Consider the following 24,573-nt stretch of genomic DNA (forward strand, 5'->3'; position numbering starts at 1 on the left):
ACCGGCGGAGCATCCCGCCCTTCGGGGGTGGTCAGCGGATCCTGCCGCGCAGGATGTCGCCTATCTCGCCCTGCGGGCGGGTGCGTGTAAAGGCCAGCAACATCCCCACGGCAAGGCCGCCCGCGATGAGCGAGGAGCCGCCGTAGCTGACGAAGGGCAGCGTCATGCCCTTGGCCGGCAGAAGCCGCACCGCGACGCCCATGTTGATCATCGCCTGCACGCCGAACATGCAGGCAAGGCCCGTACCGGCGAGGCGAATGAACGGGTCACGCTCCCGCATCAGGCGGGTCAGGGACCGGATCACGATGGCGGCGTAGAGAAGGATAATGCAGATCACCAGGATCAGGCCGTATTCCTCGGCCGCGACGGCGATGATGAAGTCGGTATGCGCGTCCGGCAGCGACCATTTCACCTGCCCCTCGCCGACGCCGACGCCGAAGAATCCGCCCTCCTGGATCGCGTTGGTGGCAAATCCGAGCTGCGTGTTCGGGTCGACCTCGGGGCTCAGGAAGCCGTCGATGCGGCGGGCGAAGTGCTCGGAGTTTTCGTAGGCGAGCGTGCCGGCGAAGACGACGGCCCCGGCCATGCCGATCAGCAGCAGCATTGGCGCCCCGGCGACGAAATACATCACGCCCCAGCCGAAGAGAACGAGGCACGCCTGCCCGAAATCGGGCTGCAGCGCCAGCATCAGCACGATGGCGATGGCCAGCGCGAAGGACCACAACCGCCCCGGGGGGCCGCCGATCTCGAGGCTCGCGGCCATCATCCAGGCGGTGACGATGACGAAGGTGGGTTTCAGGAATTCCGACGGCTGCACCGAGGCGAAGCCGAGGCTGTACCAACGCACCGCGCCCTTGCCGAAATCGGTGCCGAGAAACGGCAGCAGCGCCAGCGCCACGAAGGCGCCGAGAAAGCCGACCACCGCCAGCCGCCGCACCAGAGTCGGCGAGGCCAGCGACGTAAGGAACATCGCCAGGAGCGCCAGCCCCCCGAAGAACACCTGCCGCTGCACGTAGTGGAACGGGTCGAGCCCGTTGCGTTCGGCCAGCGGCGGCGACGCGGCGAGGCCGAGCAGCAGGCCGATGCCGAAGAGCACCAGGATGCAACTCAGCGACCACTTGTCGACGGTGCGCCACCATTTGGGAAGAACCGGCTCTCCCGCTTTCACGGGAGCCGCGCCATACACCATTTCCGTCATGGGAAACTGCCTCGATCCGCTCGATTTTTTTCGTTGGTGCTGCCTGCATCGCCCGGTTTTCCGGGTCTGATTTCACAAGTGTAACGAAATTCGCGCCTTGTCGCCAGCACAAACGGATCCGGCGCAAGCCGGCGTCAGCCCTTTCGCAGCATGATCTGCATCCACACCGCCCCCGGATCGTACAGCGTCCATTCCCGGCGCAGTCCCTCCGGTCCGAATTCGGCCTGCGACAGGCCCATCACGTGCACCTCCGCCCCGGTCGGGGCGCCGAACGGGCCCCAGCCGTCGTGCCGCCCGGTCAGCGACCAGCGCAGGGCCGCGCGCGGCGGCAACAACGGCGCCTCCGCGCCCATGGCGTGGTGCACCTCGAACTGACCGTCGGGGAAGGCCGCGCGCAGGCCCATCCAGAACCCCCGCGCCGCCGCGGGTCCGTGTGTGCTCTGCCCGCCGGGATAGCTCAGCTCGGCCCCGGGGGCATACTGCGCCTCGAAAAGGCCGAAAGCCCCTTCCATCGCCCGCTCCACGAGGTCGGCCCAGACCGCGCCCCAGCCTGACGCGGCGCCCCGGCCCGCATGCGCCGCCGGCAGATCGAGCGCCGGAGTCAGCGGCTGCGCCTCCGGATCGCGGGCCTTGAGCGCGGCATGGGCCCAGCCCTCCGGCGTCTGGCCAAGCGCCGACAGGAGCGCGGCGCGATCCGTCACCCGCCAGATATCGCTGATACGCCCGTCCCGCTCCGCCGTCTCCGTCATTACCCGGACGCGCACGCGCCGCCCTGTCGGTGCCCCGAACAGGCCCGCGCCGTCGTGCCGCGCCTCCACCACCCGGCGCAGGGCGGTGACGATGGCCCCGCCCTCTGGCCGGTCGAGGATCGCGTCCTCGGGGTACCAGGTCTGATCCGGCAGCGCCGCCAGCAGCGCGAGCGCGTCGGTCGCCACCGCCATGCGGCCCTGCACCACCGCCTCGGGTGCACGCAGGACGACATTCTTGGCCAGGTGCGCATCCACCGGCGCGGCGAAATCCGCCTGCCGCCAGATCGCCTCCGCCGCGTGGGCGGCGACACCTTCGGCCGCCGCCTCGGTCCAGTTGTCCTTCACCTCGACCTCCGCCAGGCTTTGTTCGCGCCCTGTCTAGCGCGCGGCCCTTAAGCGGTGATTAACGTTAACGCGGGCGTTCCTGAGCCGAGCTACGGCGCCGGCAGCGCCTCGGCCCAGCCGAGGATCCGCGCGGCCACCGGATCGGTCAGCCCCGGCGACAGGATGTCGCCGGCCAGCACATGCGCGAACGGATCGTCCTGCGGCCCCGGGGTGACGATCTCCGTCTCCGCCGGTCCGCCCCAGGCTTGCGCGACGCGCGCCGTCGTCGCGGCGTCGACCACCCGGTCACCCTCGGCGTAGACGAAGAGCGCCGGCACCCGGATCGCCCCGTGATCGAGGCCCCGCGCCACCGCGACGCTCGCCGCCATCGGCAGCGTCGCGACGATGGGATACCGTTCCGTCCAGTAGCGCGCCTGGGCCTCGTTGACCGGGGTAAAACCGCGCTCGCGCCCGGCGATCAGCGGCCCCCAATACCTGGCGCCCGGCCATGTGAGCACGCGCGCCGCGGGACTTTTCACCCGGTAATTGGGCGAGAGCAGCGCCAGCCCGGCGAGCCCTTCGGACATCTGAGGATCGGCCGCCGCGATGGTCGCAAGCGTGCCGCCGGTCGAGGTTCCGATCACCAGCACCCGGCGGCCGATACGCCGGCCGATCGCCATCGCCTCGGCCATGTCGCGCATCCAGTCGGCGAGCCGCGGCTCGGCCATCGCCGCGCCACCGCGCCCGTGTCCGGCAAGGCGGGTGAAGAACAGGTTGGCGCCCAGCCCCTCCGCCACGCGGTCGGGCAGCGGCCGCGCCTCCTCGGACGAGGCCGAGAAGCCGTGCACGTAGATCACGGACCACTCGGTCGCGGCCCCCGGCTCTCCGGCCCAGATCACGCGCTTTTCCGTGCCGGGCACGATATCGTCGAAGCGCGCTTCCTGCGCCGCGAAGTAGGCGTCCAGGTCGGCGCCCAGCGCCGCGTCGTCGAAACTCACCGCCACCTCCCGCGATTCGCGCGGCGCGAAGACCCAGACCAGCGCGACCGCAAGCGCCAGCCCCAGCACGAGTCCGAGGATCCAGCGCAGGGCCAGTTTCATCGCGCCGTCTTCGCGCGCGGCGGCACGGCGGGCCGCGCATCCGCACGGGGCGGGCAGCTCACCCGCCCACCTCCGTGATCGCCTGCTCCACCAGCGAAAGGCAGGCCGGGGTGGAGAAGCGATGATCGGCATCCTTCACCAGCGTCAGCCGCACGTCGTCGCCGTCGATATGGTCGAGAAGCCGCAGCGGCACGTCGCCGGCGACCGCCTCGTCCTTCGTGCCCTGCAAGAGGCGCACCGGGAACGGCATCGGCAGCGCCGCGCGCATCACCAGGTTCTCGCGCCCGTCCTCGATCAGCCGGCGCGTGACGATGTAGGGCTCGCCGTAATCGGACGGCAGCGACAGCGCCCCGTCCTCCATCACCTTCCCGCGCTCCTCGTCCGAGAAACCGGCCCAGAAGCTGTCCTCTGTGAAATCGGGCGCCGCCGCGATGCCGACAAAGCCCGCGACCCGGGTCAGCCGCTGCGTCAAAAGACAGCCGATCCAGCCGCCCATGGACGATCCCACGAGCACCACCGGCCCGCCGGTCGCGGCCTCGATCACCGCCTGCGCGTCGGCGGCCCAGTCGCCGATCGCGCCGTCCTCGAACCGGCCCGCGGAGGCTCCGTGCCCGGAATAGTCGAAGCGCAGGAAGGCGCGGCCGCGCGCCTGCGCCCAGGCCTCCAGGTGCACCGCCTTGGTGCCCTCCATGTCCGATTTGTAGCCCGGCAGGAAGACGATGCAGGGGCCGTCCCCGTCGCTCTTCACATAGGCGAGCCGCCGCCCGCTGGGCCCCACCACAAAGGATGTTGGTGCCATGTGTCCCCCTTCGCTGCCATCGCGCCCGCGCACCCTAGCCGCGCCCCGGCCCGACTTGCCACCCCCGGATCATCTTCGCCGGATCTTCCGACTTGGTACGGGGCCCCTTAGTTCGAAAGGTCGGAATGCCCGGAGCGCGGGAGCGAGGGGCCAGCCCCTCGCGCTCCCCGGGATATTTAGGGGCAGATGAAACACGAGCGCGGGGGGCGGCCGCCTTCAGTCGGGATCTTCGGATTTCTCAACCTCGTGCAGGCCCAGGGCGATCCAGGCGCCGATGGCCGAGAGCAGTGCAAACCCCGAGAGCGCCCAGATTGCACCGCCGACGGTGAGCGCGCCGCCGAGCGCACCGGCGGCGAGCAGGAGAAGCCCGATGGAGGTGTTGGCGATGGCGGCATAGGTCGACCGGGCCTCCTTCGGGGCCATGTCGACGAGATAGGTTCCGCGTGCTTCGCGCACGCCCTGGTAGGCGATCTGCATCACGAAGAGGATCAGCGGCGCCGCCACCAACCCCTCGGTCCAGCCGAACGCGCCAGCGAGGGCAGCGGCCGCCATGGACAGCGCACCGGCGAGCCCTGCGACGATCAGAACCTGGCGCGAGGACCGGTCCGACAGCCGCCCCCACACATAGGAGGATACGAAGGCCGCCGCCGCGGAGGCAAGCAGCAACGCCCCAAGCCGCTGGAGCGCACCGTCGCCCCCGGTCAGAAGGACAAGGTAGGGCGGCGCCAGCGCCGTCGCCGTCAGCGCCCCGCGCGCGGCAATGAAGCGGCGGAACTGCGGGTCATTTCGCAAGGGCGTGAGGTCGAGCGCCTGCCGCGCCTGCGGCTCGGAGGCGCGTTCCTCAAGCGTCGCGAAGACCAGCGCCGCCAGGAGCCAAAGCCCTGCCGCGAGCGCGACTGCCGCGATCAGCGGCCCGGTGTCCTGCAACAGGCCCGACACCAGCAGCAGCGCGAAGACCACCACGGCGGCCGAGGAGGCCGAGCCCGCGACGCCCTTGACCGCGCCGCGCCGCGTCTTCCCGACCGACTTGCCGAGGATGTCCTTGTAGCTGACCGAGCAGGCCGCCCGCGCCAGTGCCAGCACCGCAAGGCAAAGGCAGATCGCGATGCCCGCGGCCCAGCCCTCGAACAGGAGCGCAGAGGCGGCGATGCCGGCCGCGCCCACGCCCTGCATCGCGCATCCCGCGACCCAGACCCACTTGCGTATCCTGCGGGCCTCCACCACGCCGGCGAGGAAGACCTGCGGCAGCAGCGCCCCCGCCTCCCGGATCGGCACCAGCGCGGAGACGAGGAAGGCGGGCGCGCCCACCGCGTTCATCAGCCACGCCAGCACCAGCTTGGGCTCGATCAGCCCGTCGGCCACCTTCTGCACCGACAGCGACACCATGTGGCGCAGCCCGTTGCGCGCCTCGCGCGCATCCGCGCCCTCCTCGGCTCCGGTAAGCGTTCCGTAGACCTCGCGGACCTCCGCGTCGGGGGCATCGACCATGTCTCGTCTCCTGGGGTGTCCACCTGGGATCGGCGCGGCTTGACAGGCCGGGCACCGGGCGGCACATAGCCCGCGTTACATAACCCGCAACCGGGCGTTCCGTGGGCGCCAAACCGACGAGGAGCAAGGCCGATGGCCGACGAGCTTTCCGAGAATCTGTCGAACGGCAATGCCGTTCCCGAGACGATGGTCAAGGGCGGCAGCAGCGTCACGCTGACCTTTCCCGATGGCAATGCGCGCGAATTTCCTGCCGGCATCACGCCGGGCGAGGTCGCGCAGGCGATCTCCACCTCTCTCGGGAAAAAGGCGATCTCTGCCACCGTGAACGGCGCGCACTGGGATCTCGCCTGGCCGATCGAGGGCGACGCCGAGATCGCCATTCACACCATGCAGGACGACGAGCAGGCGCTGGAACTCATCCGCCACGACTTCGCCCACGTCATGGCCCGCGCGGTGCAGGAGATCTGGCCCGACACCAAGGTCACCATCGGCCCTGTCACCGAAAAGGGCTGGTTCTACGACTTCGACCGCGCAGAGCCGTTCACGCCAGAGGACCTCGGCCGCATCGAGGCGAAGATAAAGGAGATCGTCGCCGCCCGCGATCCCGTCACCACGGAAATCTGGGACCGCGACCGCGCCATCGCGCATTACAAGGAACGGAACGAGCCGTTCAAGGTGGAGTTGATCGACCGCATCCCCGAAGGCGCGCCGATCCGCATGTACTGGCACGGCGACTGGCAGGATCTCTGCCGCGGGCCTCATTTCCAGCACACCGGGCAGCTTCCGGCGGACGCGTTCAAGCTGATGGGCGTCTCGGGCGCCTACTGGTTCGGCGACACCTCGCGCCCGATGCTCCAGCGCATCCAGGGCGTCGCGTTCAAGAACCGCCAGGACCTCAAGGCGCACCTGACCTTCCTCGAAGAGGCAGCCAAGCGCGACCACCGCAAGCTCGGCCGCGAGATGGACCTGTTCCACATGCAGGAAGAGGCGCCGGGCCAGGTGTTCTGGCACCCGAACGGCTGGACGATCTACACCCAGCTTCAGGACTACATGCGCCGCAAGCAGCGCGCCGGCGGCTATCGGGAGATCAACACTCCGCAGGTCGTCGACCGCAAGCTCTGGGAGGCGTCCGGTCACTGGGAGAAGTACCAACACCACATGTTCATCGTGGAGGTGGACGAATCCCGCGACGGCGAGAATGACGACGCGGCGGTGAAGGACAAGGCGCAGACGCGCATCAACGCGCTGAAGCCGATGAACTGTCCCTGCCACGTGCAGGTCTACAACCAGGGGCTCAAGTCCTACCGCGATCTGCCGCTCCGGCTGGCCGAATTCGGCTCCTGCGCGCGGTTCGAACCGTCGGGCGCGCTGCACGGCATCATGCGGGTGCGCGGCTTCACCCAAGACGACGCGCATATCTTCTGCACCGAGGACCAGATCCAGGAGGAATGCGCGCGCTTCATCGACTTCCTCGCCGGGGTCTACCGCGAGCTCGGCTTTCCGGACTTCGAGATCCGCTTCGCCACCCGCCCCGAGAAGCGCGTGGGAACCGAGGAAAGCTGGGACTATGTCGAGAACGCGCTCGAGAACGCCATCAAGGCGGTCGGCCGCGACTACGTGCTGGAGCCGGGCGACGGCGCCTTCTACGGGCCGAAGCTCGACTTCTACCTGACCGACGCGATCGGCCGGGTCTGGCAGTGCGGCACCTTCCAGGTCGATCCGAACCTGCCCGAGCGGCTGGACGCGACCTATATCGGCGCGGACGGTGAGAAGCACCGTCCGTTCATGCTGCACCGCGCCGCATTGGGATCGTTCGAACGCTTCGTCGGCATCCTGATCGAGGAACATTCCGGCAAGCTGCCGTTCTGGCTGGCCCCCCGGCAAGTCGTCGTCGCCTCGATCGTGTCGGAGGCGGACGACTACATCCGCGAGATCGTGGCCGAGCTGCAGAAGGCCGGTGTGCGCGCCGAGGCCGACCTTCGGAATGAGAAGATCAACTACAAGGTGCGCGAGCATTCCGTCGGCAAGGTGCCCGTGATCCTCGCCATCGGGCACCGCGAAGTGGCTGACCGGACGGTGACGGTCCGGCGCCTGGGCGAGAAGGCGACGGATGTGACGTCGCTCGAGGAAGCCGTGAGTACGCTGGCGCGCGAGGCGACGCCGCCGGACCTTCTGTGATATTCCACTTATGGAACGCTTCAAGGACCCCGGCCCAGGCCGGGGTCTTTTGGTGAGTACGCCGGATTTCGCCCGCGTTCAGGCCTAGAGACCGAGCGCGCGCTGGACCTCGGCGCTCCAGCCTAGGTGCAACGTGCCGCCATCATCGATCAGCGGGCGCTTCATCAGCGCCGGATGGGTGCCAAGCTGCACCTCCGGCGCGTCCGCCCGCTCCGCCTCCGTCATCCCGCGCCACGTCGTCGAGCGCGAATTGACCAGCGCATCGCCGAAGGCCGCGATGGCGCGGTCCCGCACCTCCTCGGGCAAGCCTGCCTCCCGGATGTCGACGAACTGCGCCTCGGGCAGCGCCTTGCGCGCCTTGCGGCAGGTGTCGCAGGTCTTCAGTCCGTAGATGATCATATCGCCCCCGCCGGATCGCTTCGTGACCAAATCGCCCGACGGGCCGGCGCTGCCAAGCGCTTTCTCTTGCTTTTTACATAGACCGTGTAATCGTGAATGTGTGACCTTCGAGACGAACGGGCCGGTTTACGCCGTGGCGCTGCCCCGACTGCCTTTCCGAATCGAACGTGACGCAAGGACCCCGCAATTTCGGCGGGGGGAACGAACGACGACAAAGGAGACACGGGACATGCCGAGCGGCACCGTGAAATGGTTTAACACGACCAAGGGTTACGGGTTCATCGCCCCCGAAGACGGCGGCAAGGACGTGTTCGTACATATCTCGGCTGTCGAGCGGTCCGGTCTGACCGGCCTCGCCGACAACCAGAAGGTCAGCTACGAACTGAAAGAGGGACGCGACGGCCGGATGATGGCCTCCGACCTCAAGACCCTCTGAAAGACGCCCTTCGGGCGCGAATCGCGAACGACGGCGCATCGCGCATGCCGCCTCAGGCGGCCTGCAGGCGGTGTGCCTCGTCCTGCGCGAGCCCGATCAGGTCGGTCACGTAGGCCTTGCCGGCATCTGCCGTCCGTGTCGCCGCATAGAGCCGGCGTGTCAGCCCCGTCTTGGTGAGCGGGCGGGTGACGTAGTCCGAATTGTACTTCACTTCGCGCACCACCCAGTCGGGCAGCACCGCGACCCCGCGGTTGGAGGCGACGAGCAGCAGGATCACCGCCGTCAGCTCGGCCTGCCGCACCGCCGCGGGTTCGACCTTTGCCGGCGTCAGGAGCTGGTTGAAGACGTCGAGCCGCGTCCGCTCCACCGGGTAGGTGATGAGCGTCTGGCCGCGGAAATCCTCGGCCGAGATCCACTCCTTCTGCGCCAGCGGGTGGACGGAGGCGGCGACGAAGACCGGCGAATAGTCGAAGAGCGGCGTGAAGCTGACCCCGGGCAGGTCCTCGGGGTCCGACGAGACCACGAGGTCGACCTCCTCCTTCATCAGCGCCGGCAGCGCGTCGAAGGCAAGGCCCGGCTTGATGTCCACGTCGACGTCGGGCCAGTTCTTGCGGAATGCCTCGAGCACCGGGAACAGCCATTCGAAACAGGCATGGCACTCGATGGCGATGTGCATCCGTCCCGACGACCCCTTGCGCAGCCCCTCGAACTCGGCCGCCAGCGCCTCCACCTGCGGCAGCACCTGTTCGGCGAGCTTCAGGAGCCGCAGGCCCGCCGGCGACAGCCGCATGGGCTTTGATCGGCGGATGAAAAGCTCAACCCCCGCCTGCTCCTCCAGGCCCTTGATCTGGTGGCTGAGCGCGCTTTGCGTTATGTTCAGGCTCTCGGCCGCGCGGGCGACGCCGCCCAGATCGTGGATCGCCTTGATCGTGCGAAGATGGCGGAACTCGATGTGCATATGCGTGTTCGCCTCATGATGGTCTTGAGATTTATGAGTTTGTCTCACGACGCCCCACGTGGCACAAGAGGCTCAACCGAAAACGAGGAAGGCATCCTATGCAGCGCCCCGACATTTCTCTGGAATTCTTTCCGCCGAAGTCGCTCGAGGCGTCGTTCCGGCTGTGGGACACGGTGCAGAATCTCGCACCGCTCGGCCCGCGATTCGTGTCCGTGACCTACGGCGCCGGCGGCACCACGCGCGAGCTGACGCGCGACGCCGTGAAGGCGATCCACAAGCATTCCGGTCTGCGCACCGCCGCGCACCTGACCTGCGTGAACGCCACGCGCGAGGAGACGCTGGGCATCGCGACGGAGTTCTGGGACGCTGGCGTGAAGGACATCGTCGCCCTCCGCGGCGACCCGCCGAAGGGTCAGGAGCGCTTCACCCCGACCGATGGCGGGTTCGAGTCCTCGCCCGAGCTGATCGCCGCGCTCAAGGACACGCGCGATTTCACCGTCCGCGTCGGCGCCTATCCCGACATTCACCCGAACGCCGGGTCGATGGACGACGACGTTCAGTTCCTCAAGCGCAAGTTCGAGGCCGGCGCGGACGAGGCTCTGACCCAGTTCTTCTTCGAGGCGGAGACGTTCTTCCGCTTCCGCGACGCCTGCGAGAAAGCCGGCATCGACAAGCCGATCGTGCCGGGCATCTTCCCGGTCGAGAACTGGAAAGGCGCGCGCCGCTTCGCCGAGGGCTGCGGCACCAAGATCCCGCAATGGGTCATCGACGCCTTCGAGAAGGCGGAGCGTGACGGTCACACCGACCTTCTGGCCAAGTCCCTCTGCACCGAGCTCTGTTCGGAGCTGATCGATGGCGGTGTCGACAAGCTGCACTTCTACACGCTCAACAAGCCCGAGCTGACCCGCGACGTCTGCCACGCCATCGGCGTGACGCCGGAGACGCGGCTGGAGAACGTTGCCTGAGCCAGCGGCTGGTTCGGTAACGTCACCGAAGCGCCGGACCTCCATTAGAGGTTCGGCGCTTTACTTTTGCGGGGCCGCGGTTTGCCTGGCTTCGGTGGGTCCACGCACCCGCCCCGCCCGAACAGCACCGAAGGTGCCGGGCCGGTGCGATGTCACCCTCGTGCGGCGTTCATATTTCGGAGGAACGTGGCCGGGATAAAGCGGTGACCTCGGAAGTCGCAGCGCCAGTCTCCGGTCCGGCGCGCGTCCGGCACCACGCCGCCCCTTGCACCTGCCGAAAATCTGACCAAACGTCCGCGCACCTATGACCGGCGGAGGCTTTCCCATGCGCATCGCGATCAACGGTTTCGGCAGGATCGGCCGCACCGTCCTGAGGCAGATCCTGACGCGCCCGGGCGACGCCGATATCGAGGTCGCGCTGATCAACGACATCGCGCCGCTCGACACCTGCGCCTATCTCTTCCGCTACGACAGCGTCTTCGGCCCCTACCCCGGCACCGTCACGGCCGCGCCGGGCGCGCTCGACATCGACGGGCGCCGCATTCCTGTCCTGTCGGAACGCGATCTCGGCCGCCTGCCGCTGGAGGGCGTCGACGTGGTGATGGACTGCACCGGCACGATCAAGACCCGCGCGCAGGCGCAGGCCGGGCGCGACGCCGGCGCCGCCAACGTGCTGATCTCCGGCCCATGCGACGAGGCCGAGGAAACGCTCGTCCTCGGCGCCAACGAGGACCGGCTCGGCTCTGCGACCCTCGTGTCGAACGCCTCCTGCACCACCAACGCACTCGCCCCGCTCCTGAAGGCGATCCACGCCGCGCACCCGATCGCGCAAGGGCACATGACGACGATCCACTGCTACACCGGATCCCAGCCGACGGTGGACGCGCCGCGCGGCGACCTCGCCCGCAGCCGCGCCGCCGCCGTCTCCATGGTGCCCACGACCTCGAGCGCGACACGCCTTCTCGGCACCGTCCTGCCGGCGCTCGAAAACCGGATCACCGGAGCGGCCGTGCGGGTGCCGGCGCTCAGCGTCTCGGCGATCGACGCGGTGCTGACCTTCGAGGGCACGCTGCCCGACGATCCCGCCGGGTTCCTGCGCAGGCTGGCCGAGGCGAGCCCCGTGCTCGGCGCGACGGACGACCCTTGCGTCTCAACCGACATGCGCGCCCGCCCCGAAAGCCTGGTGATCGCCCTGCCCGAAACGCTGGCCGCCGGCCCGCGTCAGCTGCGCATCTTCGGCTGGTACGACAACGAATGGGGCTTCTCGGCGCGGATGATCGACATGGCCCGGCTGATGGCCGCGCGCTAGCGTACCAGCCGGACGAGTTGATCGGCGGCGGCGGTCGCCGCCTCGGTCTGCCCCTTGTGCAGGAGCCCCGACAGCGCCTTCAATCCGTCGCCCAGGCTGGAAGGGTCGAAGGTCGCCGCCTCGCCCCCCTGCCGCCGCCGGATCGTCAGCGCCGGCGTCTCGCGGTCGCGCGCCCCGAAAGCGTGATGGTAACGCGCCGCACCCCGGCCGAAATCGTAAAAGGCAAAACCCTGCTCGATCGCCCAGCGGATCGCCTCGGCATGCAGCAGGACGCCAATGGAGGCCGCCTCCTCGCCCGGCACCGCGCCGCCCTGCACCACGTGCACCCGGTCCATCTCGTGATCGAGCACGTGGGCCAGCCCACCGAGCGGGCGCTCGCCCTCCCAGAGCGTCAGGACGAAAAGGCTCCGCGACGTTTGCGCATTGGCCAGCACCGCGCGGCCGTCCGCGACCATCCGCTCGGTCATCGACGCCCCGTGCGCTTCCGTCCAGGTGGCCTGCGCCGGGGTGAGCACGATTCCGGCATCGCGGGCGAAGGTATCTTCGCTGCCGACGAACACCCGGCGCGCACCGGAGCCCAGGAACCGCCGCTGGAAGCGCCGGATGCGCTGCGCGAATTGCGGCGCGGGGCCGGTCTGCAGCCAGCTTTCGTAGCTGTCGGGCAGCGCCAGCACCGGCCGCGTCGCCGGCGCCTCTGCCGGCTCCAGCGTCTCGAAGACGCCTGCATCGAACGCCGCGGCGAAGCGGCGCGCGCGGGCCGGGGCCGTCTCCGCCAGCAGTGTCAGGTCGGCCCAGGGGCGCGCGCCGAGCGCCCGTGCAAGCGCCCGCAGCGCATCGACCTCGTGTTCCGGCGCCAGGAGGAGGCCCGTCAACTCGCTCAGGATCAGCCGCCCGGCCGAGACCAGGCCGGTCTCGAGCCGCCCCTCTGCCGCGTTCCAGCGCGCCCGCTGCATCACCGGGAAGATCGCCACCGCCGCGCCGCGCTCGGCCGCGCTGCGCACCACGAAGACGCGCCAGCGGCCCGGATTGTCGCGGAACGCCCGGTCGAGCCAGGCCCACGAGAGGAACACCGTCATCTCCGGATCGCGCGCCTCGAGCGCCTGCCAGTCGCGTTTCAGCCGGCGAAAGGATTCGTGGCCCTCGACCACCTGAACGCTCATCTGCGTTGGTGCCACGGCCGGATCGGCCTCTTGCTGGGTCGTCGTCGAATCGAGCATGGGGCGCTCCGTCGGATCTGCCACGCGCCTCTCTTGCGACGCTTCCGACATGGCTATGCTCCGGGATTGGGGCAATTTTAGGGAGTGGTCGGTCACGCCCCGAGCGCCACCGACAGCGCGCCCTCCAGCTTGTCCACCAGTTCCGCGATCTCGGCGTCCGCGATGATGAAGGGCGGCGCCAGCAGAACATGATCGCCGCTGCGCCCGTCGATCGTGCCCGACATCGGGTAGCAGATCAGCCCCGCCTCGAAGGCCGCCGCCTTGAGCCGCGCCGCCAACCGCTCGCCTGGCTCGAACGGCGCCTTGCTTGCCCGGTCCGCCACCAGTTCCAGCCCGAGGAAGAGGCCCCGCCCCCGGATGTCTCCGACATGAGGATGCTGGCCGAACCGCGCCTCCAGCGCCGCGCGCAGCGCCGCGCCCTGACTGGCCGACCGCGCCACGAGATCGCGCTCGATCAGGGCCTTTACCACGGCATGCCCGGCCGCCGCCGCCGCCGGATGGCCGAGATAGGTATGCCCGTGCTGGAAAAACCCCGACCCGTCCCGGATCGCGCCGTAGATTTCGCCGGAACACAGCATCGCCCCGATCGGCTGGTAGCCCGCGCCCAGCCCCTTGGCGATGCACAGTATGTCCGGCGCGACGCCGTCCTGTTCGCAGGCGAACAGCGTGCCCGTGCGGCCCATGCCGCACATCACCTCGTCGAGGATCAGCAGGATGCCATATCGGTCGCAGATCTCGCGGATGCGCCTGAAATAGCCCGGCGCCGGCGGCACCGCCCCCGCGGTCGCGCCGACCACCGGCTCGGCCATAAAGGCCATCACGGTCTCCGGCCCGACGCGCAGAAGCTCTTCCTCCAGCGCATCGGCGGCGCGGCGCCCGTAGGCCTCCGCATTCTCGCCATCCTCGCGCAGGCGGTACTCGTAGCACGGCGCAATATGACTGACATCGAGGAGGAGCGGCCCGAACTGCCGGCGCCGCCATTCGTTGCCTCCCGCCGACAGCGCACCTATCGTGTTGCCGTGATAGCTTTGCTGCCGCGCGATGAGCCGGCCGCGCTGCGGCTCTCCGCGCTCCACGAAATACTGCCGGGCAAGCTTGATCGCCGCCTCGGTCGCCTCCGAACCGCCCGAGACCAGGTAAACCCGGTCGAGCCCTTCGGGCGCGTGCGCGATCAGAAGGTCCGCCAGCGCCTCGGCGGGCTCGGAGGTGAAGAACCCGGTATGGGCAAAGGCCACGCGATCGAGCTGCGCCTTCACCGCGTCGATCACGCCCCGATCGCCGTGCCCGAGACAAGACACCGCGGCGCCGCCGGAGGCATCGAGATACCGCTTGCCGGCGGAGTCGATCAGGTAGCAGCCCTCTCCGCCGACGCAGACGGGCGGCGCTTTCGCGGTGTGACGGGGAAAGACGTGAGACATGGACCACTGCTCCTGACCGGCGGGCTGAGATCTTGGGCCGCGCGACCGCGATCACAACCGGCATGCGGCTCGCATGTCGCGGACAAGGCCGACCCGCGCCCGGGCATTCATCTGCCCGGAAATATCCCGGGGGTGTGGGGGCTGGCCCCCACTCCCGAACGCGCCGCCCGGGCGCCGGACCGGAGGGCTCAGCCCTTGCCGCCGCCCTCGAGCGCCGCGATGCGCGCCTTCAGCGCCTCGTTCTCCTCGCGCGCCTTCTGCGCCATGGCGCGGACGGCGTCGAATTCCTCGCGGGTGACGAAGTCGCGGTCGGCGAGCCAGCGGTCCATCATGCCCTTCACGGCGGTTTCGGCCTCCGACCTTGCGCCCTGGGCGACACCCATCGCGTTGGTCATCAGCTGGCTCAGATCGTCGAAGACCTTGTTGCGGGTCTGCATCTCGGGCCCTTTCCTGTCTCAGGCGTGTGACGTTCCGTGACTATATGGCCCGCGCCGGGCCCGGTCTCAAGGTTGACACCGCGCGCGCCGGCTCGCAAAGGAGGCGCCGATGATCACCGCCGCGATCCCCTTCCCGCCGCTCTCTCCCGAACTCGTGTCGATCACCATCGGCGGGTTCGAACTGGCTTTGCGCTGGTACGCGCTGGCCTATATCGCCGGCATCCTGATCGGCTGGTGGCTGGCGGTGCGCGTGCTGAAGCGGCCCGGGCTCTGGCCGAACGACACGCCCCCCATGGCGCCCGGCCGGGTCGAGGACCTGATGACCTGGGTGGTGATCGGGGTGATCGTCGGGGGGCGGCTCGGCTTCGTGCTGTTCTACCAGCCGGGATATTACCTGGCGAATCCCTGGCAGATCCCGATGATCTGGACCGGCGGGATGTCCTTCCATGGCGGCCTGATCGGCGTCACGCTCGCCTTCCTGCTCTGGGGCCGGCGCACCGGCGCGCCCTACCTGCCCACCGCCGACATGATGGCGCTCGCGACACCGCCGGGGCTGATGCTCGGGCGCATCGCCAACTTCATCAATGCCGAGCTCTGGGGCCGCGCCACGGACGTGCCCTGGGCGGTGATCTTCCCCGGCGCGGCAGCGCAGGATTGCGGCCAACCGGCCGGAGAGCTCTGCGCGCGTCATCCCTCGCAGCTCTACGAGGCGGGGCTCGAGGGCCTGCTGCTCGGGCTTGTCCTGATCTGGCTGGTCTTCGCGCGAAACGCGCTCAAGCGGCCCGGCCTCGTCACCGGCGTCTTCGCCGCGGGCTACGGCATCGCTCGGTTCATCGTCGAGTTCTTTCGCCAGCCCGACATGCAGTTCCAGAGTCCGGGCAACCCGCTGGGCCTCGCACTCCACCTGGGCGGCTGGGGCCTGACCATGGGCCAGATCCTCTGCCTTCCGATGATCGCCCTCGGCGCGGCGCTGATCGTGCGCGCCCGCCGCCGCCGGGCCGAACCGCGCCCGGCATGACTCCCCTGCACCGGATCATTGCCGGCCGCATCGCCGCCGAGGGACCGATGAGCGTGGCCGAATACATGCATCTCTCTCTTCTGCACCCCGATCATGGCTACTACGCCACGCGCGACCCGCTGGGCCGCGCCGGAGATTTCGTCACCGCGCCCGAAATCTCCCAGATGTTCGGCGAACTCATCGGCCTCGCGCTCGCGCAGGCTTGGTTGGACCAGGGCGCCCCCTCCGGCGCGGTGCTGGCCGAGCTCGGACCCGGCCGGGGCACGCTGATGGCCGACGCCCTGCGCGCCACCGCCCGCGTGCCCGGGTTTCACGCCGCGGTGTCGCTGCACCTCGTGGAGGCCTCGCCCACCCTGCGCGACCGCCAGGCGGAGGCGCTGTCCGGCCACGCCCCCACCTGGCACGACCGTGTGGAGGCGCTGCCCGACGGACCACTCTTCGTCATCGCCAACGAGTTCTTCGACGCCCTGCCGATCCGCCAGTTCCAGCGCGCCGAGAGCGGCTGGCGCGAGCGCGTGATCGGACTGGAGGGCGAGACGCTGGCCTTTGGTGGCACCGAGGCGCTGCCGCGCACGGATCTCGGGCACCGCGAGGCCGACACCCGTCCCGGGGATCTCGTGGAGACCTGCGCGCCCGGGGCCGCCATCGCAGCCGCGCTCGGCGCGCGGATCGCCGCAGAGGGCGGCGCGGCCCTACTGATCGACTATGGCGACTGGCGCAGCCTCGGCGACACGCTGCAGGCGGTCCGTGCGCACGAAACCGCCGATCCGCTCGTCGCACCCGGCGAGGCCGACCTGACCGCGCATGTCGACTTCGAGGCACTCGCCGCCGCCGCCGCGCCCGCCCGGGTCAGCCGCCTCACGCCGCAGGGCGTGTTCCTCGAGCGGCTGGGCATCACCGCTCGCGCGCAGGCACTGGCCGCCGGGCTGACCGGCGAAGCGCTCACCGCGCATGTCGCCGCCCATCGCCGGTTGACCCACCCCGAGGAAATGGGAACGGTGTTCAAGGTCCTCGGAATCGCTCCTGGGGACGCACCACCCCTTCCCGGTCTGGACACGTGACGCTCGAGATCATTACCGCCAAGGCCCTGCAGCCCTTTCGCCACGGCTTCTTCACCCGCCGGGGCGGCGCCTCGTCCGGCGTGTTCGCGGGGCTGAATTGCGGCACCGGCTCGACCGACCAGACCGAGATGGTGCAGATCAACAGGATGCGAGCCGCCGACGCGATGGGCGTGGCGCCGGAAAACCTCGTGACGCTGAACCAGGTTCATTCGGCCGAGGTTGTCCGCGTGCAAAGCCCACTGAACGGCGCCCGTCCGCGCGCCGACGCGATGGTCACCGCGACGCCGGGCCTCGCGCTCGCGGTGCTGACGGCCGATTGCCAACCGGTGCTCTTCGCCGATGCCGAGGCGCAGGTGGTCGGCGCGGCCCATGCCGGCTGGCGCGGCGCGCTCGACGGGGTGCTGGAAGAGACGGTCGAGGCGATGATCTCGCTCGGCGCCCGGCGCGAAAACATACAGGCGGTGATCGGCCCGTCGATCAGCCAGCGCGCCTACGAGGTCGGGCCGGACTTCCTCGACGCGTTCATCGCCGATGCGCCGGAAAACGCCCGTTTCTTCGCCGGCGGCCACGGCGACCGGCTGCATTTCGACCTGCCCGGCTTCGGGATGGAGCGGCTGCGCCGCGCCGGGGTGGAGGCGGAATGGACGCGCCACTGCACCTATTACGATGCTGAACGCTTCTTCTCCTACCGCCGCGCCACCCATGCGCGAGAGGCCGATTACGGGCGTCTGATCTCCGCTATCCGGGTCTGACCCCGGCCCGCACATCGGCCACGCACTTGACCAGAAGCCTGAATGAGCACGGAACGCCGGAATGGCGCCGCCGCGAGTGTATCGTGCACCTTTCCATCGAGTTCCCCCGGATCGGGCAGGATGCGGCCCCAAACACCCGGCAACCTGGCGCCGGACCGGCAGAACGCACCCGGCGCACCCAGAAGGACACAGCCCCTGAGAACCCGTTTCACAGCCTCCGCCGTTGCGGCCTCCGAGGCGCCCGCCCCGGCCCTGCCCTATCAGCGCGGCCAGCGCCGGGCGCTGGCGGAGCGCCGCTCAGCCCCCTGGCCCAGACGTTGAAGCGCGCCCTGACCGGCGGCAGCGATTCGAAGTGGTCCGACCGATTGTGGCGGGATCGATGCCTGCGCCGGGGACAATCGCGCGCGGCTCCCCGGATTGACGCGCCCCCACCCGCAATCCGCGGGTTTTATTGACAATCCTGGCAAATTGCGGGCATCCCTGCCTGACAAGCAGCCGCAAATGTCCGTCTGTCGTTGTTGGTGGGGGCCAACACGGATGTGACCCAACCCGTTGGGAGCATCACATGCAAAGCCCCGCCACCGCCCGGCCGGACCCTCGCGACTCTCTCTCTCTCCAGGTCCCGCGGGACCCGTTTGCTCGCATCGACGGGCGGCCTCGTCGCGCTCCTTCTCTCATGCGCCGCTACGAGGCCGCCGCCCTCCTGCCCGACCTCTCCGTCAGCCGCGTGTCGGTCACAGCGCCGGCGATCCCGGTGTTCGAGGATGCCGCGTCCGCCTTCGCACGGGGCACATTGATCCGCACGGTCGGCGGCCCGGTCGCGATCGAGGACCTTCTGCCCGGCGACTACGTGGAGACAGAGCGCGGCGCCGAACCCGTAGTCTGGATCGGCTCGACCACCTTCGTGCCCGGCCTCGACAGCGAAGCCACCGGACTGACTCGGCTGACCCGGATCGTGACCGACGCGATGGGGCCCGGGAATACCGGCTCCGACATCGTCACGGGCCCGGCCGCGCGTATGGTCGTGGACGTCCCCCGGCTGAAATCACTGATCGGCCATTCCCGCGTGCTGGTGCCCGTGGCGGAATTCGCGGACGGCGACCGCTTTCTCGACATCGCGCCGGCGGGGGCGGTGCAACTTTATCACCTGGCGCTGCGGCGGCATGCCACGATCCGCGTCGGCGGCATCGAGGTGGAGACCTATCACCCCGGCACGTCGATCCGCCGCCAGCTCGGCGACGCCCATGCCGAGCGGTTTCTCAAGCTCTTTCCGAACGTAGGCGGGATCGAGGATTTCGGCGAACTCGCCCTGCCGCGCAGCACGCGCGACGTGCTCGACAATCTCGGCTCACGCTGACCGCGAGAGCCGCTCCTCCAGCACCTCGAAGGGCACGCCCGGATCGTCCTTGGCGCCCCGGATCACCAGCGAGGTCTTGACCGATCCCACATTGGGGGCGGTCAGCAACTCTCCGGTCAGGAAGGCCTGGAAGGTCGACAGGTCCGGCGAAACGCATTTGAGGATGAAGTCGACCTCGCCGTTGAGCATGTGGCATTCGCGCACGAGCGGCCAGTTGCGGCAGCGCGTCTCGAAGGCCGAAAGGTCCGCCTCGGCCTGGCTCTGCAGGCCGACCATGGCGAAGACCTGCACTTCGAAGCCAAGCTCGCGGGGATCGACCTCTGCGTGGTAGCCGCGGATGAAGCCCTGCTCTTCCAGTGCGCGCACCCGGCGCAGACAGGGGGGCGCGGAGATCCCCACCCGCTTGGCAAGCTCGACGTTGGTCATTCGCCCGTCCGCTTGCAGCTCCGCGAGAATCTTGCGATCTATCGCATCGAGCCGGTGGCTTGGCATTGTCATGTCTCCCTTGCGCGTGTGTAGATCCTTACTTCGCACTCCGGGGATACGCAATAAAGTTTCACAACTTCACAACATTATTGCTGAAAACTCGTTCCACACGGACATGCCGCTGCGGCGGAGCGGCGCCCTTCGCCCCGGTCCGGCGTCGCGACGGAGCTCAGGAAAACCGCTTGCGCGCTTCGGCCGCAGCGTCGTGCATGCTGCGCGCGAACAGCAAGACATCGATATCCGTTGCGATGTAGGAGGCACCCGCAGCGCGGCAGTCCCGCTGGAAGCCGGGGTCGAGCGTCAGCACCCCCGCCGCCTTGCCGGCCGCCGCGATCTTAGCCAGCGCGTCGATGACCTTGCGGCGGACCTCGGGCGCCTCGGGCTGACCGATATGGCCCAGATCGGCCGCCAGGTCGGAGGGGCCGATGAATACCCCGTCGAGGCCGTCGACCTCCAGGATGTCGTCCAGCGCCGCGAGCCCCTTGCGGTTCTCGACCTGGACCAGAAGGCAGATCTCGTCCCGCGCGGTCGTGAGGTAGTCGGGAATGCCGGAGAAATCCGAGGCCCGGGCCAGCGCCGCGCCGACACCGCGCACGCCGTGGGGCGGGTAGCTCACTGCCTCGACCAGCGCGCGGGCCTGATCGGCGCTCTCGACCATCGGGATCAGCAGGCTCTGCGCACCGGCATCGAGCAGTTGCTTGATCATCCATGCCTCCCCGATCGGCGGGCGCACTACGGCATGCGTGTCGCGTGTCGCGATCACCTGCAATTGTCCGACGATGGAGCGCAGGTCGTTCGGGGCGTGCTCGCCATCTACCAGCAGCCAGTCGAAGCCGGCACCGGCGCTGATCTCGGCCACGTAGGGGTCAGCGAGACCGAGCCAGCAGCCGAACTGGAGCTGTCCCTCGGCGATGGCGTGCTTGAACGGATTGCGGGGTGCGGGCATGAAACCTCCTGAGGCAAGAAAAATTTCGGCGGCATCCGGACGGGTGACGCAGCCCGGCAGGATGACATGACCCGGCTCGATGCACGGGTCGCGATCCGCCATCCTGCCCGGCCGGCGAGCCGATGGCGATGATATCGCCGGGTTCCCGCGTCATGAAGATGCGAATGCAGACCCAGGAGGGCCGCCGCCGGAGTGGTCCGCTCACCGGGAGAACAATGACATGATCCTTGCGAGAGCCCGGGAATGGCCGGGAAGCGAGAAAAGCCGCCGGATATCGTCTTGAAGCTGCGGCTGGTCGGGCTGCTGCTAGGCCGTGGTCTGTCGGTTGGTGATGCGGTGCGCCTTCGCACCGGCGCGACGTAGCCTCGATGCCATGAGGCGGCCCCTCCCGAACAGACCCGCATGCGGTGCCCGGACTTGGTTGACGAGGGACATGTATCATTTCGGCCGGAAGCGGCACGCAAAAAAACCTGGCGAACCCGAATTGGAGTGCCGCGGCTGCAGCGTCGTTCTTCAGAGTGACATGCGAAAGAGCTTACAGAACGCGGCAGCAGACAAACGCTTCGCGTATGGACGAGTACACGTCGCGGCTCGAAACGGCATCGCCGATGCGGTGCAATTCGCATCGTGGCATCGGTTTGCCGGCGTCATCGCCGGCGGCCTGCGCGCCGGACAGCAAGGCATCGTAAAGTGAATCGTCAGGCAATGTTCCGTGTTCGACCACCACACGATTCGCGCTGAACTCGACCTCCGCGCCGGTCAGCTCGTGTACGAACGTCGCCGAAAGACCCTTCGCCTGCCGCTGGACTTTCACCAAACGCAGCTCCGGGCGACGATCGACGGTCATCTCGGCCAGTCGCTTCCGGAACCCCACGCGGTCCGGATAGGGCATTTCGACCGCTACGGCGTCGTCCGGGGTCACGAACGTGACCGATGTTCCGGCGCGCGCCAGCGCCAGCGCGGCGGACGGTGCCGGCTGGCGCCCGGTGCCGTCGTAAACGATCGCTGTTTCAGCAGCCGCGACCGAGCCGCCGAGAACGTCCCATGTCGTGTCGCAAAATTCTGCGCCTCGCAGCCAGTCGAGATCGGGCAAACCGCCGCTGGCGATCACGACGACATCCGGCGCTTCCGCCATGACGTCGTCGGCCTCGACATAGGCATTCAACCGGATATCCACGTCGAGACGGGCCAGTTCCGCCTCGCGCCAGTCGACGATGCCGATCAAATCGCGCCGTTCCTCGGCGCGGGCGGCGATGCGCACCTGCCCGCCGAGCTCGGCCGTCGCCTCGAAGAGGATCACGCGGTGCCCACGCTCCGCGAGCACGCGGGCCGCCTCCAGCCCTGCCGGACCGCCGCCGACGACCACCGCCTTGCCCGGGTGTTGCGCCGGCTCAATACGGTCTGGGACGTCCAGTTCGTTACCGGTCGAGGGGTTGTGGATGCAATTGACCTTCCGCAGCAGACAATAGCTTGCGCCGACGCAGGGGCGGATGCGGTCTTCCTCGCCCCTTGCGAGGCGTGAGACGATGTCGGGATCGGCGAAATGCGCGCGCGTCATACCGACAAGATCGACGATACCCTCGACCACGGCGTGCCTTGCCGTCGCGGTGTCGCGGATCGCCGCCGCATGAATGAGCGGCAGGGAGATCTCTGACCGGAATGTCTGCATGCGTTCAAGGAACGGCGCGCTGCGCTGGAAGAGGCCGGGCATGTTGTGCTCGCTCAGCCAATGGTCGCTGTCCATGCGTCCGTAGATCGCGTTGAAGAAATCGATATGGCCTTCGGCTTCGAACAGGCGCGCGATCTCGATGCACTCCTCAAGACCGAGGCCGTGCTCGTCACCCTCGTCGATGACGAAGCGGATACCGATCAACATGTCGTCGCCGACTGCGCGACGTATCGCTTCATGGACCCGCAGGCCGAAAGCGGCGCGGTTCGCCACACTCCCGCCCCATCGGTCGGTGCGCTTGTTGCTGGCGGGCGACAGGAACTGACCGATCAGGTGCCCCCCGGTCACTGTCTCCACCCCGTCGAGCCCGCCGTCCCGGCAGCGCCGCGCGGCGCTGGCGTAGTCGGCGACGATCCGTTCGATATCGGCCTCGTCCATCGCCCGCGGAAAGCTTCGGCTGCGCGTTTCGCGGACGGGCGACGGCGCCAGGACCGACGCCCCCCGCATCGCGGCGGACGAGGCCCGACGCCCCAGGTGAGAGACCTGCGACATCACCAGCGTCCCGTGCCCGTGCACCTCTTCGGCCAGGGTCGTCAGGTAGGGTATCACCCGGTCGTCGGTGAGATCGAGCTGCCCGCCCCCCCAGGTGCTTTCCGGCGACGCCATGGCCGAGCCGCCGATCATCGTCATGGCCAGCCCTCCCCTTGCCTTGCGCGCGTGGTAGGCCCGGTAGCGATCGGCCGGCATGCCCTGATCGTCGAGCATCGCGGCGTGAGAGGTGCTGACGATCCGGTTCCGGAACCGGTGGCCACGGATCGCGAAGGGGCGGAGCAAGGGATCCGAAACCGCCGATCGTGAATGGCCGTCCATCTCACAATCCTCCGATATGGAAGGCCTTCGTCTCCAGGTATTCGTCGATGCCCTCCTGCGCACCCTCCCGGCCCAGGCCGGACATCTTGACCCCTCCGAAGGGGGCGACCTCGTTGCTCAGGACGCCGGTATTGAGCGCCACCATGCCGGTCTCCAGCGCTTCGCCAAAGCGGAAGGCGCGCGCCATGTCGCGCGTGTAGAAATAGGCGGCAAGTCCGAACGGCGTTCCGTTCGCGATCGCGAGTGCCTCTTCCTCGCTGTCGAACCGGAAGATCGGCGCGACAGGGCCGAAGGTCTCCTCCTCGGCGCAGCGCATATCGGTCGTCGCGCCGGTGAGCACGATCGGTTCGGCGTAGTGGCCGGGAAGCTCGCGCGATGCCGTCACGCGTCGGGCGCCCTTGCCCATCGCATCCGCAACATGATCGCGGATCTTCGCCGTCGCGGCGTCGTTGATCATCGGGCCGATGGCGACCCCGTCTTCGGTGCCCGGCCCCACCTTCAGCGCGTCCACGCGCTCGGCCAGCTTCGCCGCGAACGCATCGTGGATGCCGCTCTGCACGAGGATGCGGTTCGCGCAGACGCAGGTCTGACCGCCGTTGCGGAACTTGGACGCCATCGCCCCCTCCACGGCGAGGTCGAGATCGGCGTCGTCGAAGACCACGAACGGCGCATTGCCGCCGAGCTCCAGCGACAGTTTCTTGAGCGTCGGCGCGCATTGCTCGGCCAGCAAAGCGCCGACGCGGGTCGAGCCGGTGAACGACAGCTTGCGTACGGTGGCCGAGGCGGTGAGCGTGCGGCCGATTTCCTCGGGACGGCCGGTCAGCACGTTGAGCACGCCCTCCGGCAGGCCCGCGCGTTCTCCCAGAACGGCGAGGGCGAGCGCCGAATAGGGCGTGAAGTCGGAGGGCTTCACCACCATCGTGCATCCCGCCGCGAGCCCTGGCGCCACCTTGCGGGTAATCATCGCGATGGGGAAGTTCCAGGGCGTGACGATCGCGCAAACGCCGACCGGTTCTTTCAGGGCGAGGATGCGCTTGGAATTGTCCGGGGCGGGGATGACCTTGCCGTTGATGCGCCGCGCCTCTTCGGCGAACCAGCGCACGAAGGATGCGCCGTAGGCGACCTCTCCGCGCGCCTCGGCCAGGGGCTTGCCCTGCTCGGCAGTCAGGATCTGCGCCAGATCCTCGGTATTGTGAAGGATCAGGTGGTACCAGCGCATCAGGACGTCCGCGCGGTCGGCATGGGTGCGCGCGCGCCAGTCGGTCATGGCCCGGTCGGCTGCGGCGATGGCCGCTTCGGTCTCGGCCGCGGTGATGTCGGGCATGGTGCCGAGCGACGCGCGGGTCGCGGGGTCCGTGACCTTCATGTCGGCGCGGTCGATCCAGGCGCCGTCGATCAGCGCCGCCTGGCGGAAGAGATCGGGATCGGAAAGGTGCATG

At 68.9% G+C, this 24,573-nt stretch carries 22 protein-coding genes; 8 read left to right on the forward strand and 14 right to left on the reverse strand.

The features are described 5' to 3' along the window. Positions 1-31 precede the first annotated feature (31 nt). The 5 genes from ftsW to F3H57_RS02655 form a co-directional block, all read right to left on the reverse strand. Positions 32-1,198: a putative lipid II flippase FtsW gene (gene ftsW, locus F3H57_RS02635; RefSeq protein WP_149754301.1), complete on the reverse strand. Its 1,167-nt coding sequence runs from the start codon at positions 1,196-1,198 to the stop codon at positions 32-34. Between the two features lie 134 nt (positions 1,199-1,332). Further along, positions 1,333-2,292, reverse strand: coding sequence for a nuclear transport factor 2 family protein (locus F3H57_RS02640; RefSeq protein WP_149754302.1), 960 nt, complete (start codon positions 2,290-2,292; stop codon positions 1,333-1,335). A gap of 89 nt (positions 2,293-2,381) precedes the next feature. Continuing rightward, the gene (locus tag F3H57_RS02645; protein WP_149754303.1) at positions 2,382-3,371 is read right to left on the reverse strand and encodes an alpha/beta hydrolase; all 990 of its coding nucleotides are present in this window, start codon (positions 3,369-3,371) and stop codon (positions 2,382-2,384) included. Positions 3,372-3,429: 58 nt separating this feature from the next. After that, positions 3,430-4,170, reverse strand: a complete 741-nt coding sequence (locus F3H57_RS02650) for an alpha/beta hydrolase (RefSeq protein WP_149754304.1) — start codon at positions 4,168-4,170, stop codon at positions 3,430-3,432. A gap of 216 nt (positions 4,171-4,386) precedes the next feature. Beyond that, positions 4,387-5,658: an MFS transporter gene (locus F3H57_RS02655; protein WP_149754305.1), complete on the reverse strand. Its 1,272-nt coding sequence runs from the start codon at positions 5,656-5,658 to the stop codon at positions 4,387-4,389. A gap of 186 nt (positions 5,659-5,844) precedes the next feature. Here F3H57_RS02655 and thrS point away from each other — a divergent pair, with 186 nt between their 5' ends. Further along, positions 5,845-7,836, forward strand: coding sequence for a threonine--tRNA ligase (thrS, locus tag F3H57_RS02660; protein WP_149754425.1), 1,992 nt, complete (start codon positions 5,845-5,847; stop codon positions 7,834-7,836). Between the two features lie 84 nt (positions 7,837-7,920). Here the strand turns inward: thrS and F3H57_RS02665 are convergent, their stop codons facing one another. Further along, the gene (locus F3H57_RS02665) at positions 7,921-8,235 is read right to left on the reverse strand and encodes an ArsC/Spx/MgsR family protein (protein WP_149754306.1); all 315 of its coding nucleotides are present in this window, start codon (positions 8,233-8,235) and stop codon (positions 7,921-7,923) included. Positions 8,236-8,464: 229 nt separating this feature from the next. Here F3H57_RS02665 and F3H57_RS02670 point away from each other — a divergent pair, with 229 nt between their 5' ends. Then, complete coding sequence (locus tag F3H57_RS02670) at positions 8,465-8,671, forward strand: cold-shock protein (protein ID WP_149754307.1); 207 nt, start codon at positions 8,465-8,467, stop codon at positions 8,669-8,671. A 52-nt stretch (positions 8,672-8,723) separates the two neighbouring features. Here the strand turns inward: F3H57_RS02670 and F3H57_RS02675 are convergent, their stop codons facing one another. Continuing rightward, a complete protein-coding gene (locus tag F3H57_RS02675) occupies positions 8,724-9,629 on the reverse strand; it encodes a LysR family transcriptional regulator (RefSeq protein ID WP_149754308.1) in 906 nt (301 codons plus the stop codon). 98 nt (positions 9,630-9,727) lie between these two features. Between F3H57_RS02675 and metF the strand changes: the two genes are divergently transcribed. Next, complete coding sequence (gene metF / locus F3H57_RS02680; RefSeq protein ID WP_149754309.1) at positions 9,728-10,594, forward strand: methylenetetrahydrofolate reductase [NAD(P)H]; 867 nt, start codon at positions 9,728-9,730, stop codon at positions 10,592-10,594. Between the two features lie 325 nt (positions 10,595-10,919). Further along, positions 10,920-11,903, forward strand: a complete 984-nt coding sequence (locus F3H57_RS02685; RefSeq protein WP_149754310.1) for a type I glyceraldehyde-3-phosphate dehydrogenase — start codon at positions 10,920-10,922, stop codon at positions 11,901-11,903. Here F3H57_RS02685 and F3H57_RS02690 read toward each other — a convergent pair. The 3 genes from F3H57_RS02690 to F3H57_RS02700 all read right to left on the reverse strand — a co-directional run bounded on the left by F3H57_RS02690 (position 11,900) and on the right by F3H57_RS02700 (position 14,975). Beyond that, positions 11,900-13,120 (reverse strand): GNAT family N-acetyltransferase, encoded by a 1,221-nt coding sequence (locus F3H57_RS02690; protein ID WP_188129579.1) that lies wholly within the window; start codon positions 13,118-13,120, stop codon positions 11,900-11,902. The two genes, F3H57_RS02685 and F3H57_RS02690, sit on opposite strands and share 4 nt — an antisense overlap. A 92-nt stretch (positions 13,121-13,212) precedes the next feature. Further along, positions 13,213-14,538: an aspartate aminotransferase family protein gene (locus F3H57_RS02695; RefSeq protein ID WP_149754312.1), complete on the reverse strand. Its 1,326-nt coding sequence runs from the start codon at positions 14,536-14,538 to the stop codon at positions 13,213-13,215. A 188-nt stretch (positions 14,539-14,726) separates the two neighbouring features. Next, positions 14,727-14,975: an accessory factor UbiK family protein gene (locus F3H57_RS02700; protein WP_149754313.1), complete on the reverse strand. Its 249-nt coding sequence runs from the start codon at positions 14,973-14,975 to the stop codon at positions 14,727-14,729. Positions 14,976-15,087: 112 nt separating this feature from the next. On the opposite strand from F3H57_RS02700, the gene lgt reads away from it, so the two are divergent. The 4 genes from lgt to F3H57_RS02720 all read left to right on the forward strand — a co-directional run bounded on the left by lgt (position 15,088) and on the right by F3H57_RS02720 (position 19,163). Further along, the gene (gene lgt, locus F3H57_RS02705) at positions 15,088-15,993 is read left to right on the forward strand and encodes a prolipoprotein diacylglyceryl transferase (protein WP_149754426.1); all 906 of its coding nucleotides are present in this window, start codon (positions 15,088-15,090) and stop codon (positions 15,991-15,993) included. Then, entirely contained in the window at positions 15,990-17,054 is a 1,065-nt protein-coding gene (locus F3H57_RS02710) for a class I SAM-dependent methyltransferase (protein WP_149754314.1), read from the forward strand. The genes lgt and F3H57_RS02710 overlap by 4 nt, the downstream gene beginning before the upstream one ends. Next, positions 17,051-17,806, forward strand: a complete 756-nt coding sequence (gene pgeF, locus F3H57_RS02715; protein ID WP_149754315.1) for a peptidoglycan editing factor PgeF — start codon at positions 17,051-17,053, stop codon at positions 17,804-17,806. Before F3H57_RS02710 ends, pgeF begins: the two co-directional genes overlap by 4 nt. A gap of 676 nt (positions 17,807-18,482) precedes the next feature. Next, positions 18,483-19,163: a Hint domain-containing protein gene (locus tag F3H57_RS02720; RefSeq protein ID WP_149754316.1), complete on the forward strand. Its 681-nt coding sequence runs from the start codon at positions 18,483-18,485 to the stop codon at positions 19,161-19,163. Here the strand turns inward: F3H57_RS02720 and F3H57_RS02725 are convergent. From F3H57_RS02725 to F3H57_RS02740, 4 genes are all read right to left on the reverse strand, one after another. Next, positions 19,155-19,655 carry an Lrp/AsnC family transcriptional regulator gene (locus F3H57_RS02725; RefSeq protein ID WP_149754317.1) on the reverse strand — a complete coding sequence of 167 codons (501 nt, stop codon included), beginning with the start codon at positions 19,653-19,655 and terminating at the stop codon, positions 19,155-19,157. The two genes, F3H57_RS02720 and F3H57_RS02725, sit on opposite strands and share 9 nt — an antisense overlap. Before the next feature lie 163 nt (positions 19,656-19,818). After that, positions 19,819-20,595: an aldolase/citrate lyase family protein gene (locus F3H57_RS02730; protein ID WP_149754318.1), complete on the reverse strand. Its 777-nt coding sequence runs from the start codon at positions 20,593-20,595 to the stop codon at positions 19,819-19,821. A 535-nt stretch (positions 20,596-21,130) separates the two neighbouring features. Beyond that, entirely contained in the window at positions 21,131-23,134 is a 2,004-nt protein-coding gene (locus tag F3H57_RS02735) for an oxidoreductase (RefSeq protein WP_149754319.1), read from the reverse strand. Between the two features lies 1 nt (position 23,135). Continuing rightward, the gene (locus tag F3H57_RS02740; protein ID WP_149754427.1) at positions 23,136-24,572 is read right to left on the reverse strand and encodes an NAD-dependent succinate-semialdehyde dehydrogenase; all 1,437 of its coding nucleotides are present in this window, start codon (positions 24,570-24,572) and stop codon (positions 23,136-23,138) included. Position 24,573 lies beyond the last annotated feature (1 nt).

The organism is Roseivivax sediminis, assembly GCF_900112685.1.
GTDB lineage: Bacteria > Pseudomonadota > Alphaproteobacteria > Rhodobacterales > Rhodobacteraceae > Roseivivax > Roseivivax sediminis.